A 19,317-nucleotide genomic window follows, 5' to 3' on the forward strand; every position below is an offset into this window, starting at 1 on the left:
ACTGGAAAAGCAAAAAAAGAGACCCTTTTGCAAGGAGTCTCTTTTAACTGTTATTACTTAATGATAGTAGAAACGACGCCAGAACCTACAGTACGTCCACCCTCACGGATAGAGAAACGAGTTCCTTCTTCGATAGCGATAGTAGAGATAAGTTCAACTTCCATCTCAGTGTTATCGCCAGGCATTACCATTTCAGTACCTTCTGGAAGATGTACGATACCAGTTACGTCAGTTGTACGGAAGTAGAACTGCGGACGGTAGTTAGTGAAGAATGGAGTATGACGTCCACCCTCTTCTTTAGAAAGTACATAAACTTCAGCTTTGAAACGGCTATGTGGAGTGATTGTACCTGGTTTAGCAAGTACTTGACCACGTTGGATATCTTCACGAGATACACCACGAAGTAGTGCACCGATGTTGTCACCAGCTTCAGCATAGTCAAGAAGTTTACGGAACATTTCAACACCTGTAACAGTTGTTTTACCGTTTTCTTCTTGAAGACCGATGATTTCAACTTCGTCACCGACTTTAACTTGTCCACGCTCAACACGACCAGTAGCAACTGTTCCACGACCAGTGATTGAGAATACGTCCTCAACTGGCATCATGAATGGCTTCTCAGTGTCACGCTCTGGAGTTGGGATGTACTCATCAACCGCATCCATAAGTTCGAAGATTTTTGCTTCGTAATCAGCATCACCTTCAAGAGCTTTAAGAGCAGAACCTTTGATAACTGGTACATCGTCACCAGGGAAGTCATAGTCAGAAAGAAGGTCACGAACTTCCATTTCAACAAGTTCAAGTAACTCTTCATCGTCAACCATGTCACATTTGTTAAGGAATACTACGATGTAAGGAACACCTACGTTACGAGAAAGTAGGATGTGCTCACGTGTTTGTGGCATTGGACCATCAGCAGCAGATACTACTAAGATCGCGCCGTCCATTTGAGCAGCACCAGTGATCATGTTTTTAACATAGTCAGCGTGTCCTGGGCAGTCTACGTGTGCATAGTGACGAGTTTCAGTTTCATACTCAACGTGTGCAGTTGAGATTGTGATTCCACGCTCGCGCTCTTCTGGAGCACCATCGATTTGGTCATAAGCCATAGCTGTACCTTTACCAGATTTCTTATGAAGAACTGTTGAGATAGCAGCAGTTAGAGTTGTTTTACCATGGTCAACGTGTCCAATTGTACCAATGTTAGCATGCGATTTGGAACGGTCGAATTTTTCTTTAGCCATTCTAAAAATCCTCCTTAAAGGTTCATTGTATTTGGTATGAGTGATAGAAAGTGAAGAGTTACCTCCCACTTTCTGATCTTCAATAGTAGTTATACTTTAGTTTAAAGGCAAAATCAATTATTCACCTTTATTTTTTTTGATGATTTCTTCACTGATGCTCTTAGGCACTTCTTCGTAGTGATCCATGTGCATAGTGAAAGTACCGCGTCCTTGTGTGTTAGAACGGAGTGCAGTTGCATATCCGAACATTTCAGAAAGTGGAACCATAGCGCGAACAACTTGAGCGTTACCGCGAGCTTCCATACCTTCTACACGTCCACGACGAGATGTGATATCACCCATGATGTCTCCCATGTATTCTTCTGGGATAACGACTTCTACTTTCATCATTGGCTCAAGTAGAACTGGGTTACATTTGCTGACAGCATTTTTCAATGCCATAGATGCAGCAATTTTAAACGCCATTTCGTTAGAGTCAACATCGTGGTAAGATCCATCGAATAATTTTGCTTTGATGTCGATTAATGGGAATCCAGCTAATACACCATTTTCTAGTGAATCTTCAAGACCTGCTTGAATTGCTGGAATGTATTCACGTGGAACAACCCCACCGACGATTGCATTTGTGAATTCGAAGCCTGCGCCTTCTTCGTTTGGTTCGAATTCGATCCAAACGTGTCCGAACTGACCGCGTCCACCAGACTGACGTACGAATTTACCTTCAACTTTTGCACTAGAACGGAATGTTTCACGGTACGCAACTTGAGGAGCTCCTACGTTAGCTTCAACCTTGAACTCACGCTTCATACGGTCAACAATGATATCAAGGTGAAGCTCACCCATACCAGAGATGATCGTTTGACCAGTTTCAGTGTTTGTTTGTGTACGGAATGTTGGATCCTCTTCAGCTAGTTTAGCTAAAGCGATACCCATTTTATCTTGGTCAGCCTTAGATTTAGGCTCGATTGCTACATCGATAACTGGCTCTGGGAATTCCATAGACTCAAGGATAACAAGATTTTTCTCGTCACAAAGAGTATCACCAGTAGATGTATCTTTAAGACCAACAGCTGCTGCGATATCCCCTGCATATACAGTAGAGATTTCTTCACGGCTGTTTGCGTGCATTTGAAGGATACGTCCAACACGCTCACGCTTGTTCTTAGAAGAGTTCTTCACGTAAGAACCAGAATCAAGTGTTCCAGAGTATACGCGGAAGAAAGTTAGTTTCCCAACATAAGGGTCAGTCATAACTTTAAATGCAAGAGCTGCGAATGGTGCGTCATCAGTAGACTCACGTACAACCTCTTCATTTGTATCTGGCAATGTACCTTTGATTGCAGCAACATCAGTTGGTGCAGGAAGGTAGTCAAGCACAGCGTCAAGTACAAGCTGAACACCTTTGTTTTTGAAAGCAGATCCAACAAGAACTGGGTAGAATTCAACATTCAAAGTTCCTTTACGGATTGCAGCTTTCAATTCAGGAATTGTGATTTCTTCACCCTCAAGGTATTTTTCCATAAGCTCTTCATCAAGCTCAGCGACAGCTTCAATTAAGCTGCTGCGAAGCTCTTCAGCTTTGTCTTTATACTCAGCAGGGATTTCTTGTGCATCAGAGCGAGTTCCAAGGTCATCTTCGTAGAAGTATGCTACGTTTTCTACAAGGTCGATGATTCCTTCGAATTGATCTTCAGCGCCGATCGGCAATTGAATTGCATGAGCGTTCGCTTGAAGACGATCTCTTAATGTGCTTACAGAGTAAAGGAAGTCCGCACCGGTTTTATCCATTTTGTTAACGAATACGATACGAGGTACTCCGTAAGTTGTTGCTTGGCGCCAAACTGTTTCAGTTTGAGGCTCTACACCTGATTGTGCATCAAGAACAGCAACCGCACCATCAAGTACACGCAAAGAACGTTCAACTTCAACAGTGAAGTCTACGTGTCCTGGTGTATCAATGATGTTTACACGGTAACCTTTCCATTGTGCTGTAGTAGCAGCAGAAGTGATTGTAATACCACGTTCTTGCTCCTGCTCCATCCAGTCCATTTGTGAAGCTCCTTCGTGAGTTTCACCAATTTTATGGATACGACCAGTGTAGTACAAGATACGCTCAGTCGTTGTCGTTTTACCGGCATCGATGTGAGCCATGATACCAATATTACGAGTTTTGTCTAAGGAGAACTCTCTTGCCATTGGGTAATTTCTCCTTCCTTATTAGGGAATAGTTTTTTTAGTTTGGTATAAATCCTACCAGCGGTAGTGAGCGAATGCTTTGTTCGCTTCTGCCATTTTGTGTGTATCTTCACGTTTCTTAACAGCAGCACCAGTGTTGTTAGCTGCGTCAAGGATTTCGTTAGCAAGACGCTCTTCCATCGTTTTTTCTCCACGAAGACGAGCATAGTTTACTAACCAGCGAAGACCTAAAGTCGTACGACGGTCTGGGCGAACTTCTACAGGAACTTGGTAGTTAGCTCCACCTACACGACGTGCTTTAACTTCAAGAACTGGCATGATGTTTTTCAAGGCTTGTTCGAAAACCTCCATCGCTTCATTACCAGTACGTTCTTTGATAATATCAAATGACTTGTAGAGAATAGTTTGTGACTTTCCTCTTTTACCGTCGATCATCATTTTGTTGATCAAACGAGATACAAGTTTAGAATTGTAAATTGGATCTGGCAAAACATCTCTTTTTGCTACAGGACCTTTACGTGGCATCTGAATAGCCTCCCTTCTCTTTTAAAAGGATTTCTATCTGTCTTTCATCTCAATTTCATTGTCAGCTGCCTGACTCCACTGATCTGAACTCAACTTCTAAAAACCCTTATGTTTGTTTATATTATTTGCTTTGTTTAGGGCGTTTTGTTCCGTATTTAGAACGTCCTTGCATACGACCGTCAACTCCGGCAGTATCAAGCGCACCACGAACGATGTGGTAACGTACACCCGGTAAGTCTTTTACACGTCCGCCACGGATAAGTACTACACTGTGCTCTTGTAGGTTATGTCCGATACCAGGAATGTAAGCTGTTACCTCAATCAGGTTAGACAAACGTACACGAGCATATTTACGTAGTGCTGAGTTTGGTTTTTTCGGTGTCATTGTACCGACACGAGTACAAACCCCGCGCTTCTGTGGAGATGTTACGTTAGTGTGCTCTTTTTTGAAACTGTTGTATCCTTTGTTAAGTGCAGGAGACTTTGAGTTTTCAACTTTACTCACGCGTCCTTTGCGTATTAGCTGATTAATTGTAGGCATGTTGTTATTCCTCCCTTCATTACTTTTTTTATAACCCACATACCCAGGTGGTTCATCAAAAGGCAAAAAACAATGCTTTTGCATTTTAAGCATGCAAAAACAAAACAAGTACGCTATAACATAATGGCAACAGCTGCTGCCCCAACTTCAATTCCGCAGGCCTTGCCGAGCTTTTTCATGGAATCTACCACTAAAATGTCTACACCCTTCTCTTGCGCTAGTTTCATTACACTAGCGGTTAAAGCAGGATCAGCATCTTTCGCTACGACGATTTCCTTCACTGAATCTCGTTTCAGAGCTTTTACTGTTTGCTTCGTACCAATAATAATGGATTGAGCCTGTGATACTTTATCATAAGACATCGAATATCCTCCAAAGTAACAGGTTTTAATTTGAGCACCTTGGTTATATTATCATCATGGCAGAAGGATGTCAATATCGTTTGACAGATTATCTTGACATCCTTCACCATTTTTTGATGATTTTTATAGAAATCTTAAGAGAAAGATTACTCTACAGGAACCATATCGTCAGACGGCTGCACTTGTGAAACCGGCTTAACTTTACGGTAGTTTGGCATTCCAGTTCCAGCAGGAACAAGTTTACCGATGATGACATTCTCTTTCAAGCCAAGCAGTTCATCACGTTTTCCTTTGATCGCCGCATCTGTTAGGACACGAGTCGTTTCTTGGAAGGATGCTGCAGACAAGAATGAGTCTGTTTCAAGCGATGCTTTTGTAATACCAAGAAGAACTGGACGGCCTGTTGCAGGACGTTTGCCTTCGAATAGTACTTTTTTGTTCGCTTCTGTGAATTGGTGTACATCAAGAAGTGTGCCTGGTAATACATCTGTATCCCCTGCATCAGCGACACGCACTTTACGAAGCATTTGGCGAACCATTACTTCTACGTGCTTATCTCCGATTTCTACCCCTTGCATACGGTATACTTTTTGTACTTCATGAAGCAGATATTCTTGAACAGCTGTCATATCAGTCACTTTAAGAAGTTCTTTCGGATCGATTGAACCTTCTGTCAGTACTTGACCACGAGTGACTTTGTCACCTTCAACAACTTTCAGACGTGCATTGTAAGGAGCTGTGTAAGAGCGAGTTTCAACTTCGCCTTGAACCACAATTTCCTGTTGCTTGTCACGAACATCGTTAATTTCAGCAACGACACCATCAATTTCAGAAATGGTTGCCTGCCCTTTCGGATTACGCGCTTCAAATAACTCTTGGATACGAGGTAAACCTTGAGTGATATCGTCTCCTGCTACCCCACCGGTGTGGAACGTACGCATTGTAAGCTGTGTTCCTGGCTCACCGATCGATTGTGCAGCGATGATTCCAACTGCTTCACCGACTTCAACGTCAGTACCAGTTGCAAGGTTACGGCCGTAGCATCGTTTACATACACCATGAGGCGTGTTACATGTAAATGCAGAACGGATCCATACTTCCTCGATTCCTGCTTCAACTACTTCAAGTGCTTTATCTTCATCAATTAGTTCGTTTTCGCCAACAATGACTTCGCCCGTTTCAGGATGAACAATTGGTTTTCTTGCAAAACGTCCAATCAGACGTTCTTCAAGTTTCTCAATAATTTCATTTCCTTCTTTAATGGACTTCGCCAAGATTCCACGGTCTGTACCGCAATCTGTTTCACGGATGATAACATCCTGCGCAACGTCAACGAGACGACGCGTGAGGTAACCTGAGTCAGCTGTTTTAAGAGCTGTATCGGCAAGACCTTTACGCGCTCCGTGAGTGGAAATAAAGTATTCCAATACTGTTAAACCTTCACGGAAACTAGATTTAATCGGAAGTTCAATGATACGTCCAGCCGGGTTGGCCATCAGACCACGCATACCAGCCAGCTGAGTGAAGTTAGATGCGTTACCACGCGCTCCAGAGTCACTCATCATGTAGATAGGGTTGACTTCATCAAGGGACTTCATCAGTTTACCTTGGATGACATCTTTAGAAGAACTCCAGATCGAAATGACTCTCTCATAACGCTCTTCTTCAGTAATCAAACCACGTCTGAATTGCTTCATGACGTTATCTACTTTTGCTTGCGCTTCTTCGAGGATCTTCTGTTTATCATCCAATACGACGATATCAGACACCCCAACCGTAATACCCGCTTTAGTAGAGTATTTGAAACCAAGATTTTTCATGCGGTCAAGCATTTTAGATGTCTCAGTGATATGGAATCTCTTAAAGATTTCCGCAATGATTTTACCTAAAATACCTTTTTTGAACGGCGCATTGATTTCTTGTTTCTCGATCGCAGCTTTGACATCTTCACCTTTTTCAAGGAAGAAGCGGTCAGGCGTTTTTTCTTCAATATTGCTCTTTGTCGGCTCATTCATGTAAGGGAATGATTCCGGTAAGATTTCGTTAAAGATTAGTTTTCCAACTGTTGTAATCAACAATTTAGAACGCTGTTCATCAGTGAATGTCACATTCTTCAACGAGTTAGCTGCAACAGCTACACGTGTATGAAGATGCACATACCCATTTTGATAAGCTAGAAGGGCTTCGTTCGTATCTTTGAATACCATACCTTCTCCGATAGCACCTTTACGCTCAAGTGTAAGGTAGTAGTTACCTAGCACCATATCCTGAGATGGCGTAACAACAGGTTTTCCATCTTTCGGGTTCAAAATGTTTTGAGCAGCAAGCATTAAGATACGAGCTTCAGCTTGAGCTTCAGCAGATAATGGTACGTGAACCGCCATTTGGTCACCATCAAAGTCAGCGTTGTAGGCAGTACATACAAGTGGATGCAGACGAATTGCGCGTCCTTCCACAAGTGTAGGTTCAAACGCTTGAATACCAAGTCTGTGAAGAGTTGGTGCACGGTTTAGTAAGACTGGATGCTCACGAATCACTGATTCTAAAACATCCCAAACTTCCGGCTGCACGCGCTCAATCTTACGTTTCGCGCTCTTAATGTTGTGAGCTAATCCTTTTTCAACAAGCTCCTTCATCACGAATGGTTTGAATAGTTCAAGAGCCATTTCTTTCGGAAGTCCACACTGATACATTTTCAAATGTGGTCCAACGACGATAACGGAACGTCCAGAATAGTCAACACGTTTACCAAGCAAGTTTTGACGGAAACGCCCTTGTTTCCCTTTCAGCATGTGAGAAAGAGATTTCAATGGTCTATTTCCTGGTCCTGTTACTGGTCGGCCTCTACGTCCATTATCAATCAAGGCATCGACAGCTTCTTGAAGCATACGCTTCTCGTTCTGAACGATGATGCTTGGCGCGCCAAGATCTAATAAACGTTTCAGACGGTTGTTACGGTTGATGACACGACGATAAAGGTCGTTCAAGTCAGAAGTAGCAAAACGTCCGCCATCAAGCTGAACCATTGGACGTAATTCTGGTGGAATCACCGGAAGTACATCAAGGATCATCCAAGACGGTTTGTTTCCTGAGTTACGGAAAGCTTCCAACACTTCAAGGCGTTTGATCGCACGTGTACGACGCTGTCCTTGAGCTGTTTTTAGCTCTTCTTTGAGTGTATCTACTTCTTTCACAAGATCGATATCTTGAAGAAGTTTGTTAATTGCTTCTGCACCCATAGCTGCTTGGAAGGTGTTACCGTATTTATCTAAATAAGCACGGAATTCTTTCTCAGAAAGAAGTTGTTTCTTCTCAAGCGGTGTGTTGCCCGGATCAGTCACGACGTAAGAAGCGAAGTAAATCACTTCTTCTAACGCACGTGGTGACATATCTAGAACAAGACCCATACGGCTTGGGATACCTTTGAAATACCAAATGTGGGAAACTGGGGCAGCCAGTTCGATATGCCCCATTCTCTCACGACGGACTTTTGCCCGTGTTACTTCTACACCACAACGGTCACATACAACACCCTTATAACGAACGCGTTTATACTTTCCACAATGACATTCCCAGTCTTTTTGCGGTCCGAAGATACGTTCACAAAAGAGACCATCTTTTTCCGGTTTCAGTGTACGATAGTTAATCGTTTCAGGCTTTTTCACTTCACCAAAAGACCAAGAACGGATTTTATCAGGTGATGCGAGACCGATGTTCATATACTCAAAATTGTTCACATCTAGCAAGGGGCCTACCTCCCTTTTAATCTTCGGGTTATACCCTAGTCACTTGCTCTAATCGTTTCTGCTATTCTTTTGTGACTGCGTCACGTTCAAGATCGACAGGTGCGAGGTCTGCAGCATCTTCGTCATTAGATAACGCTAATCCGTCTGCTTTCTTCGTTTCCTCATCGTCTTCTAAATCTCTCATTTCTATCTCTTCTTCATCGCCAGATAGGATTTTCACATCCATACCTAAACTTTGAAGTTCTTTAATTAATACTTTGAATGATTCAGGGACACCTGGTTCAGGTACGTTATCCCCTTTGACGATCGCTTCGTATGTTTTCACACGACCCACAACGTCATCCGATTTTACAGTTAAGATTTCTTGAAGTGTATATGCTGCACCGTAAGCTTCAAGTGCCCATACTTCCATCTCTCCGAAACGCTGTCCACCAAACTGTGCTTTACCGCCCAGTGGCTGCTGCGTAACAAGTGAGTATGGTCCAGTTGAACGTGCGTGAAGTTTATCGTCAACCATGTGAGCCAGTTTGATCATATACATGATTCCAACAGATACACGGTTGTCGAATGGTTCACCAGTTCGACCATCATAAAGGACTGTTTTCGCATCACGGGACATACCTGCTTCTTCAAGCGTTTCCCAAACATCTTCCTCACGAGCACCATCAAATACTGGTGACGCAATGTGGATGCCTAGGTAACGTGCAGCCATACCCATATGAAGCTCAAGTACCTGACCGATATTCATACGAGATGGCACCCCTAGAGGGTTTAACATGATATCAATCGGTGTTCCATCTGGAAGATACGGCATATCTTCTTCTGGAAGGATTTTGGAGATAACCCCTTTGTTACCATGTCGTCCGGCCATTTTGTCACCTTCAGAAATTTTACGCTTCTGAACGATGTATACACGGACTAACTGGTTAACACCTGGTGGTAATTCATCTCCATCTTCACGGTTAAAGACTTTGACATCGTGGATGATTCCGCCGCCGCCGTGTGGTACACGTAGAGACGTATCACGTACTTCACGAGCCTTTTCACCGAAGATTGCATGTAATAGACGTTCTTCAGCTGTTAGTTCTGTTACACCTTTAGGCGTTACTTTCCCGACAAGAAGGTCTCCGTCTTTTACTTCTGCACCAATACGGATGATTCCACGCTCGTCAAGGTTGCGTAAAGCATCTTCCCCAACGTTTGGAATATCACGCGTAATTTCTTCTGGTCCAAGCTTTGTATCACGAGCTTCTGATTCATATTCTTCAATATGAATAGAAGTGTAGACGTCATCTTTTACAAGGCGCTCACTCATAATGATCGCATCCTCATAGTTGTAACCGTCCCAAGTCATGAAGCCGACCATGACGTTACGTCCTAGAGCCAATTCACCTTTTTCCATAGAAGGACCGTCTGCAAGGATTTCTCCTTTGACGACTTCATCTCCAACACTTACGATAGGACGCTGGTTGTAGCAAGTCCCTTGGTTAGAACGGACAAATTTCAGCAAGCTGTATTTGTCTAGGTTTCCTTTGACTTGTTGTCCGTCAACGTCTTCATAACGGCGAACCCAAATATTCTTCGCTTCAACACGTTCTACAACACCTGGGTAACGGCAGATCACAGCAGCACCAGAGTCTTTACCTGATACATACTCCATACCTGTACCAACAATCGGTGATTCCGGCTGCATCAAAGGCACAGCCTGACGTTGCATGTTTGCTCCCATTAGAGCACGGTTAGAGTCATCGTTTTCTAAGAATGGGATACATGCTGTCGCTGCAGAAACAACCTGCTTCGGCGAAACGTCCATGTAGTCAACGCGGTTTCGAGGAACAACGGTGTTTTCCCCTCTGAAACGAGCAATGATATTATCATCAATAAACGAACCATCTTCACCTAATATAGCGTTCGCTTGTGCTACTACGTAGTTATCCTCTTCATCAGCTGTTAGGTAATCGATTCTCGGCGTCACTTTACCTGTTTCAGGATCAACCCGACGGTAAGGTGTTTCGATAAATCCGAAGCGATTCACTTTCGCAAATGAAGATAGAGAGTTGATCAAACCAATGTTTGGACCCTCTGGTGTTTCAATCGGACACATACGACCATAGTGAGAATAGTGAACGTCACGAACTTCCATTCCTGCACGCTCACGTGTCAAACCACCCGGTCCAAGCGCTGATAGACGACGTTTGTGTGTCAATTCAGCAAGCGGGTTTGTTTGATCCATGAACTGAGAAAGCTGAGAGCTACCAAAGAACTCTTTGATAGAAGCGATCACAGGACGGATGTTGATCAGCTGCTGAGGTGTGATCGTGTTCGTGTCTTGAATCGACATTCTTTCACGAACAACACGCTCCATTCTGCTTAAACCAATACGGAATTGGTTTTGCAGAAGTTCACCTACAGAACGCAGACGACGGTTACCAAGGTGATCGATATCATCTGTGTCACCTACTCCATGAAGTAGGTTAAAGAAGTAACTGATTGAAGCAATGATGTCAGAAGGCGTGATGTTCTTCACAGCTTCCTCTACATATGCATTACCAATCACGTTGATCACTTGCTCGCCTTCTTGATCAGTTGGTGCATAAATCTTGATAGATTGAAGTTCTACTTCATCCTCTACTACGCCACCGTTTGGATAAAGCTTTCTAAATCCGATGCCGTTTTCTAAGTATGGAAGAACTTTATCAAGCACTCTTCTATCTAAAATTTGACCTTTTTCTGCTAGGATTTCACCTGTTTCAGGATCAACTAGCGTTTCAGCCAATTTTTGATTGAATAGTCTATTTTTAATATGAAGCTTCTTATTAATCTTGTAGCGTCCAACATTTGCTAAGTCATATCTCTTCGGATCAAAGAAGCGAGAGTCTAGCAAGCTTTTCGCATTTTCAACAGTTGGCGGCTCTCCGGGACGAAGACGCTCGTAGATTTCGAGAAGTGCTTTATCAGCATTCTCTGTATTGTCTTTTTCCAACGTGTTGCGTAAGTATTCATTCTCGCCAATGAGGTCAAGAATCTCTTGATCAGAGCTGAAGCCGAGAGCACGCAAAAGAACCGTAACCGGCAACTTACGTGTGCGATCGATGCGTACATAGACTACATCCTTCGCATCAGTTTCGTATTCTAACCATGCGCCACGGTTTGGAATGACAGTCGCAGTAAAACCTTTTTTACCGTTTTTGTCTACTTTACCACTGAAATATACACTTGGAGAACGTACTAACTGAGAAACGATTACACGTTCCGCACCATTAATGATAAAAGTACCTGTGTCTGTCATGATTGGGAAATCACCCATAAACACATCTTGGTCTTTTACTTCTCCAGTTTCTTTGTTAATTAAACGAACTTTTACTCTTAGTGGAGCAGAGTAAGTTACATCACGTTCTTTTGATTCTGCTACAGGATACTTAGGATCCCCTAGGCTGTAATCAATGAATTCAAGAGAAAGGTTACCAGTAAAATCCTCAATTGGGGATATATCTTGAAACATCTCTCTAAGACCCTCATCAAGAAACCACTGATAAGAAGAGGTTTGAATTTCAATGAGATTTGGTAATTCTAACACTTCGCTTATGCGTGCGTAGCTTCTGCGCTGGCGGTGTCGTCCATACTGAACTAGTTGACCTGTCAACTGATTCACCCCTCAAATCATGCGTATTATATGTGTAAAAAGTATTTCTGTCTTTCAAATGTCAGTAAAGAAATACTTTTACAAGACAAAAGAAAAAAGGGTTTCTAAAATAAGAAAACCACATCCAAAAACAAATACCGATTTTATTAGTTTTCCCAAGTATGCATAATTTATACAAAATAGTTGTTTTTTAAGCCTATCAAGCAAAATATACACATTGGCATTTTATAATGTTAACACAGCTAGGAAACTGCGTCAAACTTTTTTAGCTTTGATAATATAGTAGCCCTTTTTTTTCATAACGACCGTCACTTCTCCAAAAAGCTGTTCTAATTTCTCAATCGCAGATGGTCCACCTTGTTTTTTCTGAATAACCACCCACATCTCACCTTCCGGCAATAAATGATCAGCACTTTTTTCAAAGATCGCATGTACTACTTTCTTCCCTGCCCGTATTGGGGGATTGGTCAGTATAGAGGCAAAAGCAGCTGATGAATGAACATTCGAGAACAAATCACTTTGATAGATGCGGACATTATCAATGCGATTATGCTTAGCGTTTTCCTTTGAAAGTTCGACTGCTCTTTCGTTCACATCAATCATATGAATGGTGCGGCCTGTCATTTCGTTTGCTAACGATAAGCCGATCGGTCCATAACCGCAACCGACATCTAAGACGTCGCCATCCAAGTCAGGTTCTTCAAAAGCTTCAATTAAAAGCCTCGAACCATAGTCGACTTCTTTCTTAGAAAACACTCCACTGTCACTTGTAAAAGTAAAGCTACGGTTTCTCAAGGTGAAGTCCCATGTCTGTTTATTGCTTTTCACTGATGGCTTTTCCGTATAATAGTGGTCACTCATGGTGAATGGACCTCCTCTGGATTCAATCGTTTCAGGAGATAAGAAAAGAAAAAGCCCGCCAGTAAAAGCGAGCTTTCCCAAAAGATTAGGCGAAGATTACTTAACTTCTACAGAAGCGCCAACTTCTTCAAGCTTAGCTTTAAGTTCTTCAGCTTCTTCTTTAGCAATACCTTCTTTAAGTGGTTTTGGAGTGTTGTCAACAAGTTCTTTAGCTTCTTTCAAGCCAAGACCAGTGATTTCACGAACCACTTTGATAACTTTGATTTTTTGGTCTCCAGCACCAGCAAGTACTAGATCAAAATCAGTTTTTTCTTCAGCAGCAGCACCGCCACCAGCAGCTACAGCTACAGGAGCAGCAGCAGTTACGCCAAATTCTTCTTCGATTGCTTTTACTAAGTCGTTTAACTCAAGTACAGTTGCTTCTTTAACTGAAGCAATGATTTCTTCGATATTTAAAGCCATTTGTAATTCCTCCATTTTTAAGTTATTTACGTCAAGTACGCATTAAGCGCCTTGTTCTTCTTTTTGATCTGCAACTGCTTTAGTAGCAAGAGCAAGGTTACGAACTGGAGCTTGAAGAACGCTAAGCAACATAGATAGTAAGCCTTCGCGAGACGGAAGTTCCGCAAGAGCCTTCACTTCTTCTACAGTCGCTACGTTTCCTTCGATAACACCAGCTTTGATTTCTAAAGCTTCGTGGCTTTTCGCAAATTCGTTGATGATTTTCGCAGGTGCGATAACATCTTCGTTACTGAATGCGATAGCGTTTGGACCTGTTAAGAAATCGTTTAAACCCGTTAGTTCAACTTGTTCAACTGCACGGCGAGTCAAAGTGTTTTTGTAAACTTTGAATTCTACGCCAGCATCACGAAGTTGTTTACGAAGTTCAGTCACTTCAGAAACTGAAAGACCGCGGTAATCTACGATTACAGTAGACAAACTGTCTTTAAATTTAGAAGTAATTTCATCAACGACAACTTTTTTAGTATCGATTGCATTGCTCATGGTTACACCTCCTGTACATTCTTTGTGTAACACTTATACCGATCAGGCCATCACGTTCCTAACGAACGGTTCTCCATATAAAAAGCCTCCATTAAGACATGGAGGCTGTATATACAAGCATACGTTAACGTAAGACTGTGACATATACACCTCGGCGGGTTAATTAAGCCATAAGGCCCCTGCTGTCTACGGTATAAATGATTATTCTATTTTACAACATTTTGATATTATCAAAACGGTTGTGACAAGTCAAGAATTATTTTGCAGAGAAAGAAGATGGATCCACTTTCACGCCAGGGCCCATAGTAGATGTAACAGAAACGTTTTTCACGTATACACCTTTAGCCGCTGCAGGTTTTGCTTTAAGGATTGTGTCATAGATTGTTGCAAAGTTCTCAACAAGCTTTTCGTCCTCGAAAGAAACCTTTCCGATTGGCGCGTGGATGTTACCAGCTTTATCAACGCGGTATTCTACTTTACCAGCTTTGATTTCATTGATTGCTTTTTCTACTTCGAAAGTTACAGTTCCTGTTTTAGGGTTTGGCATAAGACCTTTTGGTCCAAGTACACGACCGATCTTACCAACTTCACCCATCATGTCAGGTGTCGCAACGATTACATCGAATTCGAACCAGCCTTGTTGGATTTTAGTGATGTAATCAGAATCTCCAACGTAGTCTGCTCCAGCAGCTTCTGCTTCTTTTGCTTTTTCGCCTTTAGCGAACACAAGAACGCGTTGAGTTTTACCAGTTCCGTTAGGAAGTACAACTGCACCGCGGATTTGTTGATCGTTTTTACGAGGGTCTACGCCCAAACGAAAAGCAACTTCTACAGTCGCATCAAATTTCGCTGTATTTGCTTTTTTTGTAAGAGAAACAGCTTCAGCTACATCATACGCTTTAGTACGTTCGATTAGCTTAGCAGCTTCTACATACTTTTTACCTTTTTTAGCCATTATAAAAATCCTCCTTATGTGGTTTTAGCGGAATAACCTCCCACGAATAAGGGTTGCGAACTTGTCAAAACCAAACTCGCAACCCAACAAGACAAAAAATTAATCTTCGATGACAATACCCATACTGCGTGCAGTACCTTCAACCATGCGCATAGCTGATTCAACGCTAGCAGCGTTTAAGTCAGGCATTTTTGTTTCCGCGATTTCGCGTACTTTATCACGCTTAACAGTTGCCACTTTATTACGGTTAGGTTCACCAGAACCAGACTCAATACCAGCTGCTTTTTTAAGTAAAACTGCAGCAGGTGGAGTTTTAGTAATAAATGTAAATGAACGGTCTTCAAAAACCGAAATTTCAACAGGAATGATAAGACCAGCTTGGTCAGCTGTACGAGCGTTAAACTCCTTACAGAATCCCATGATATTAACACCGGCTTGACCTAGAGCAGGTCCAACTGGTGGAGCTGGGTTAGCTTTTCCAGCAGGAATTTGCAATTTAACAACTTTAACTACTTTTTTAGCCACGAGACACACCTCCTTAAAGTCCGTGATGTGGTAATAGGGGAATCCCCCTCCCACTCAACAACTTCATTCTTTATATGAATGACGAAATAACTAGCTAGCGATCTTGAGCGAACTCAAGACGTACCTTTGCTATATTACCACTTCTATACACTCATTTCAAGCTCTTTTAAATTACAATTTATCGATCTGTGTGAACTCAAGTTCCACAGGAGTTTCTCTACCAAACATATTAACGAATACTTTGACTTTGCTTTTATCATAATCAATCTCTTCGATAGAGCCTGTGAAGTTAGCAAATGGTCCATCGATGACCTTGACTGTTTCTTTTAGTTCAAAGTCGATTTCTGTCTTGCGCTCTTCAAGTCCCATTCTCTTCAGAATGGTTTCCGCTTCGCCAGGTAATAACGCTGTCGGCTTAGAGCCTGATCCAGCTGATCCAACGAATCCTGTCACACCTGGTGTATTACGAACGACATACCAAGAATCGTCAGTCATGACGATTTCTACTAGCACATATCCAGGGAATACTTTCTTTTTCACTACTTTTTTCTTACCGTTTTTAATGTCCGTTTCTTCTTCTTCTGGTACAACAACGCGGAAAATTTTATCCTGCATGCCCATTGATTCAACACGCTTTTCCAAGTTTGCTTTCACTTTGTTTTCATAGCCAGAGTACGTATGCACAACATACCAATTCTTTTCCATTTTCGTTCAGGACTATTTAGTCCTTCCCTCCCCACATTTCGTAATGTCTATTTGACGAATCTCGAGTACCGGTAAATATTTTCAAGCAATTGAAAAAACCCGTAAAACGGGTTTTTTGGCAAGTCATATTATGATCTATTATAGCACGTTCAGCAGACCATTATTCAAGTATTAATGAATTAATTCGATTAATTGTGAGATTCCTATATCAAGAAAAGAGAAAAAGATGGCAAAAAATACGACTGTTAAAATAACAGTGATCGTGTAGCGGACCATTTCGTTTTTCTTTGGCCAGCTGACCTTTTTCATTTCTTTCCCGACACTTTTTAAGAAACTGATAATACGCATGTAAAAGACCTCCACAGATTAAAGAACGCAAATCCTACTTCGTTTCTAAATGTGTTTTATGTGAATTACAAGTCTTGCAATATTTCTTAACTTCTAATCTTTCAGCTGCTGAAGCAACACTTTTCATTGTCGTATAATTGCGGCTTCCGCAGTCTTTACAGGCTAGAGTAATCTTTTTCCTCATATTTACACCTATTTTCTCGACATCATTTCCTTAGTACCTTATCACAGTGTCGAAAAAGCTGTCAATATAGGTTTAATTAGAGACTGATCTCGCGCAGCTCTAAATATTTCTCTAACTTTCTCTTTACTCTTTGGAGTGCGTTATCAATTGATTTCACATGACGGTTTAAATCTTCAGAAATCTCCTGATAGGACCTACCATCAAGATAAAGCACAAGTACCTTTCTTTCCAGCTCGCTTAGTAATTCACCCATTTTCATTTCAATATCATCAAATTCTTCTTTGCTAATGATTAAATCTTCTGGGTTAAGCGCTTTAGCACCGGAAATGACGTCCAATAATGTTCTGTCCGATTCTTCATCGTATATCGGCTTGTCTAATGATACATAGGAATTTAACGGGATATGTTTTTGGCGAGTAGCTGTTTTAATTGCGGTGATAATTTGGCGGGTAATACATAATTCTGCAAAAGCCTTAAATGAAGTAAGCTTGTCCTCTCTGAAATCGCGGATAGACTTATAAAGTCCGATCATCCCCTCTTGGACAATGTCCTCTCGATCCGCTCCAATCAAGAAATAAGATCTTGCTTTCGCACGTACAAAATTGCGGTATTTCGTTATTAAATAATCTAGCGCATCACTATCTCCGACATGAACCCTTTCAATGACTTGTTCATCTTCCAACTGGCAAAATTGCTCTCTGATGGACTTACCCTTGCTGTTGTTTAGATTCACTTCGATCCCCCCGACCGCACCTAGATAGAAATATTATACAATAATGGTTGAAATATCGTCAAGCTATTCCAAGTTTCCCCGCCGCCATTTTTCAAACGTTTTCAATACATCTTCTGACAATTCAATTTTGGATGCTGGTTTATCAGAAGTAATCTTTTTGACACGTGTTTCGATCTTTCGTTCAATCACTTCTATCTCTCTTAATAGCTCTCGTGCTGACTTACGAAGTGCCCCCTGTCCAAAAATCGCCCATTGTTCTGTATAATCAGAGGTCGCCACATGAATTTGCGTCCGAATGTTATTCAAGTCTTGTGCCAGTTTTTCAATCCGCTCATCAGCCGTTTCATTTTCTCTTGTAAAGATGACCTCTACTCGGTGGTTTGTCCGCTTCTTTTCGATTCCTTTGACCATATGGGCATCGAATACGACAATGACTCGATACCCTGTATATGCTTGATATTCTGCTAAATGTTGAATCAGCACGTCTCTGGCTTCTTCAAAGCTGTTTTCTTTTAAGTGCTGCAAACGAGGCCATGCACCTATCATGTTGTATCCATCGACTAAGAGGATGTCCATCTCTATTCTCCTAACGGATAACGTTTTCGATACACTTCATACATCAATAGACTAGCTGCAACTGATGCATTTAATGAAGTGACCTTCCCGGCCATTGGCAATTTAATCAAGAAATCACATTTTTCCTTAATCAATCGGCCAATTCCTTTTCCTTCACTGCCGATGACAAGAGCGAGAGGCATCGTGCCGTCAAATTGTCTGTAGTCCTGCTTCGCAGATGCATCTGTTCCTGCCACCCAGATTCCTCTTTCTTTCATTTCATCAAGAGCTCTGGAAAGATTGGTTACTTTTGCGACCGGGATATGTTCAATGGCTCCAGTAGATGCTTTCGCAACAGTTGTCGTCAAGCCTACCGCTCGTCGTTTTGGAATGACGATTCCATGTGCACCAACAGCATCGGCCGTACGCATGATCGACCCTAAATTGTGCGGATCTTCAATTTCATCTAAGATGATGAAAAATGGTTGTTCATTCCGCTTTTCAGCAATTTGATACAGATCGTCCAATTCTGCATATTCATATGCTGCTACTTGTGCAACGATTCCCTGGTGCTGACCTGTTACCATCTGATCAAGCTTTTTCCTCGGAACATACTGAATGGTGATATTTTGCTTTTTCGCGAGTTCAATGACCTGCTGGGCTTGTCCTTTTACAGTGTTTTCTGCCATCCAGAGCTTGTATAACTCCCGATCTGACTTCAGTGTTTCAATCACTGCATTTTTCCCAATCACATAATCATGTTGCTGACTCATTTGTCTTCCTCCCTGACGTTCCGATTTCAATCGCCTGACTAATCAACTCTTCTAAGCGTTCGTCCTGCTTCTCGATAAATAAATAACCCATGAGCGCTTCAAACGCTGTACTATAACGATACGTTTGAACGTCTGTGTTTTTAGGCACTGTGCCTGATTTTGCATTTCTTCCTCTTTTCAGCACCGCTTCTTCCGCTTCTGTGAAAAAGCCCTTCTGCTGAAGCTCAAATAAAATAGCGGCCTGAGATTTAGCTGAAACGATCTTACTTGCACGTTTATGAAGCTCATTTGGTTTGGTCGCCCCCGTTTGGAGGAGGTGATGCCTCACATATACTTCAAAAATGGCATCACCCATATAAGCAAGTGCAAGTCCGTTCAACTGTTTTCCGTCTTTCAGCTTTTCAAAATTCAACATG

At 41.9% G+C, this 19,317-nt stretch carries 19 protein-coding genes and 1 other annotated feature; all 19 genes read right to left on the reverse strand.

Annotated elements, in window-relative coordinates; translation table 11 throughout:
* Positions 1 to 53 precede the first annotated feature (53 nt).
* A complete protein-coding gene (gene tuf / locus FBF75_RS18740) occupies positions 54 to 1,244 on the reverse strand; it encodes an elongation factor Tu (protein WP_007496302.1) in 1,191 nt (396 codons plus the stop codon).
* Positions 1,245 to 1,361: 117 nt separating this feature from the next.
* Complete coding sequence (gene fusA, locus FBF75_RS18745) at positions 1,362 to 3,440, reverse strand: elongation factor G (protein WP_007496301.1); 2,079 nt, start codon at positions 3,438 to 3,440, stop codon at positions 1,362 to 1,364.
* Between the two features lie 54 nt (positions 3,441 to 3,494).
* Positions 3,495 to 3,965 carry a 30S ribosomal protein S7 gene (rpsG, locus tag FBF75_RS18750; RefSeq protein ID WP_003216884.1) on the reverse strand — a complete coding sequence of 157 codons (471 nt, stop codon included), beginning with the start codon at positions 3,963 to 3,965 and terminating at the stop codon, positions 3,495 to 3,497.
* Positions 3,966 to 4,086: 121 nt separating this feature from the next.
* The gene (gene rpsL, locus FBF75_RS18755) at positions 4,087 to 4,506 is read right to left on the reverse strand and encodes a 30S ribosomal protein S12 (protein WP_003216962.1); all 420 of its coding nucleotides are present in this window, start codon (positions 4,504 to 4,506) and stop codon (positions 4,087 to 4,089) included.
* 113 nt (positions 4,507 to 4,619) lie between these two features.
* On the reverse strand, positions 4,620 to 4,868 hold the full coding sequence (locus tag FBF75_RS18760; RefSeq protein ID WP_008345416.1) for a 50S ribosomal protein L7ae-like protein: 249 nt from the start codon (positions 4,866 to 4,868) through the stop codon (positions 4,620 to 4,622).
* Positions 4,869 to 5,014: 146 nt separating this feature from the next.
* Positions 5,015 to 8,614, reverse strand: coding sequence for a DNA-directed RNA polymerase subunit beta' (rpoC, locus tag FBF75_RS18765; protein WP_007496298.1), 3,600 nt, complete (start codon positions 8,612 to 8,614; stop codon positions 5,015 to 5,017).
* Between the two features lie 61 nt (positions 8,615 to 8,675).
* Complete coding sequence (rpoB, locus tag FBF75_RS18770; RefSeq protein ID WP_007496297.1) at positions 8,676 to 12,257, reverse strand: DNA-directed RNA polymerase subunit beta; 3,582 nt, start codon at positions 12,255 to 12,257, stop codon at positions 8,676 to 8,678.
* A 255-nt stretch (positions 12,258 to 12,512) separates the two neighbouring features.
* On the reverse strand, positions 12,513 to 13,118 hold the full coding sequence (locus FBF75_RS18775) for a class I SAM-dependent methyltransferase (RefSeq protein WP_136945068.1): 606 nt from the start codon (positions 13,116 to 13,118) through the stop codon (positions 12,513 to 12,515).
* 96 nt (positions 13,119 to 13,214) lie between these two features.
* Entirely contained in the window at positions 13,215 to 13,580 is a 366-nt protein-coding gene (gene rplL / locus FBF75_RS18780; protein WP_008345418.1) for a 50S ribosomal protein L7/L12, read from the reverse strand.
* 42 nt (positions 13,581 to 13,622) lie between these two features.
* A complete protein-coding gene (gene rplJ, locus FBF75_RS18785; protein ID WP_007496293.1) occupies positions 13,623 to 14,123 on the reverse strand; it encodes a 50S ribosomal protein L10 in 501 nt (166 codons plus the stop codon).
* 69 nt (positions 14,124 to 14,192) lie between these two features.
* Positions 14,193 to 14,333: a sequence feature (ribosomal protein L10 leader region), on the reverse strand.
* Positions 14,334 to 14,379: 46 nt separating this feature from the next.
* Positions 14,380 to 15,078: a 50S ribosomal protein L1 gene (rplA, locus tag FBF75_RS18790; RefSeq protein WP_007496292.1), complete on the reverse strand. Its 699-nt coding sequence runs from the start codon at positions 15,076 to 15,078 to the stop codon at positions 14,380 to 14,382.
* A 99-nt stretch (positions 15,079 to 15,177) separates the two neighbouring features.
* Complete coding sequence (gene rplK / locus FBF75_RS18795) at positions 15,178 to 15,603, reverse strand: 50S ribosomal protein L11 (protein ID WP_003216956.1); 426 nt, start codon at positions 15,601 to 15,603, stop codon at positions 15,178 to 15,180.
* Between the two features lie 171 nt (positions 15,604 to 15,774).
* Positions 15,775 to 16,308 (reverse strand): transcription termination/antitermination protein NusG, encoded by a 534-nt coding sequence (gene nusG / locus FBF75_RS18800; protein ID WP_003217197.1) that lies wholly within the window; start codon positions 16,306 to 16,308, stop codon positions 15,775 to 15,777.
* A gap of 171 nt (positions 16,309 to 16,479) precedes the next feature.
* Positions 16,480 to 16,656: a preprotein translocase subunit SecE gene (gene secE / locus FBF75_RS18805; RefSeq protein WP_008345422.1), complete on the reverse strand. Its 177-nt coding sequence runs from the start codon at positions 16,654 to 16,656 to the stop codon at positions 16,480 to 16,482.
* Between the two features lie 34 nt (positions 16,657 to 16,690).
* Complete coding sequence (rpmG, locus tag FBF75_RS18810) at positions 16,691 to 16,840, reverse strand: 50S ribosomal protein L33 (RefSeq protein WP_008356502.1); 150 nt, start codon at positions 16,838 to 16,840, stop codon at positions 16,691 to 16,693.
* A 76-nt stretch (positions 16,841 to 16,916) separates the two neighbouring features.
* The gene (gene sigH, locus FBF75_RS18815; RefSeq protein WP_008345424.1) at positions 16,917 to 17,573 is read right to left on the reverse strand and encodes an RNA polymerase sporulation sigma factor SigH; all 657 of its coding nucleotides are present in this window, start codon (positions 17,571 to 17,573) and stop codon (positions 16,917 to 16,919) included.
* Positions 17,574 to 17,636: 63 nt separating this feature from the next.
* Positions 17,637 to 18,149, reverse strand: coding sequence for a ribosome-dependent mRNA decay endonuclease Rae1/YacP (gene rae1 / locus FBF75_RS18820; protein WP_007496285.1), 513 nt, complete (start codon positions 18,147 to 18,149; stop codon positions 17,637 to 17,639).
* A 2-nt stretch (positions 18,150 to 18,151) separates the two neighbouring features.
* Positions 18,152 to 18,901 (reverse strand): 23S rRNA (guanosine(2251)-2'-O)-methyltransferase RlmB, encoded by a 750-nt coding sequence (gene rlmB / locus FBF75_RS18825; protein WP_017359163.1) that lies wholly within the window; start codon positions 18,899 to 18,901, stop codon positions 18,152 to 18,154.
* Positions 18,885 to 19,316 (reverse strand): Mini-ribonuclease 3, encoded by a 432-nt coding sequence (locus tag FBF75_RS18830; RefSeq protein ID WP_008345428.1) that lies wholly within the window; start codon positions 19,314 to 19,316, stop codon positions 18,885 to 18,887. The genes rlmB and FBF75_RS18830 overlap by 17 nt, the downstream gene beginning before the upstream one ends.
* Position 19,317 lies beyond the last annotated feature (1 nt).

The organism is Bacillus sp. S2(2019) (genome assembly GCF_005144805.1).
Lineage (GTDB): Bacteria > Bacillota > Bacilli > Bacillales > Bacillaceae > Bacillus > Bacillus altitudinis.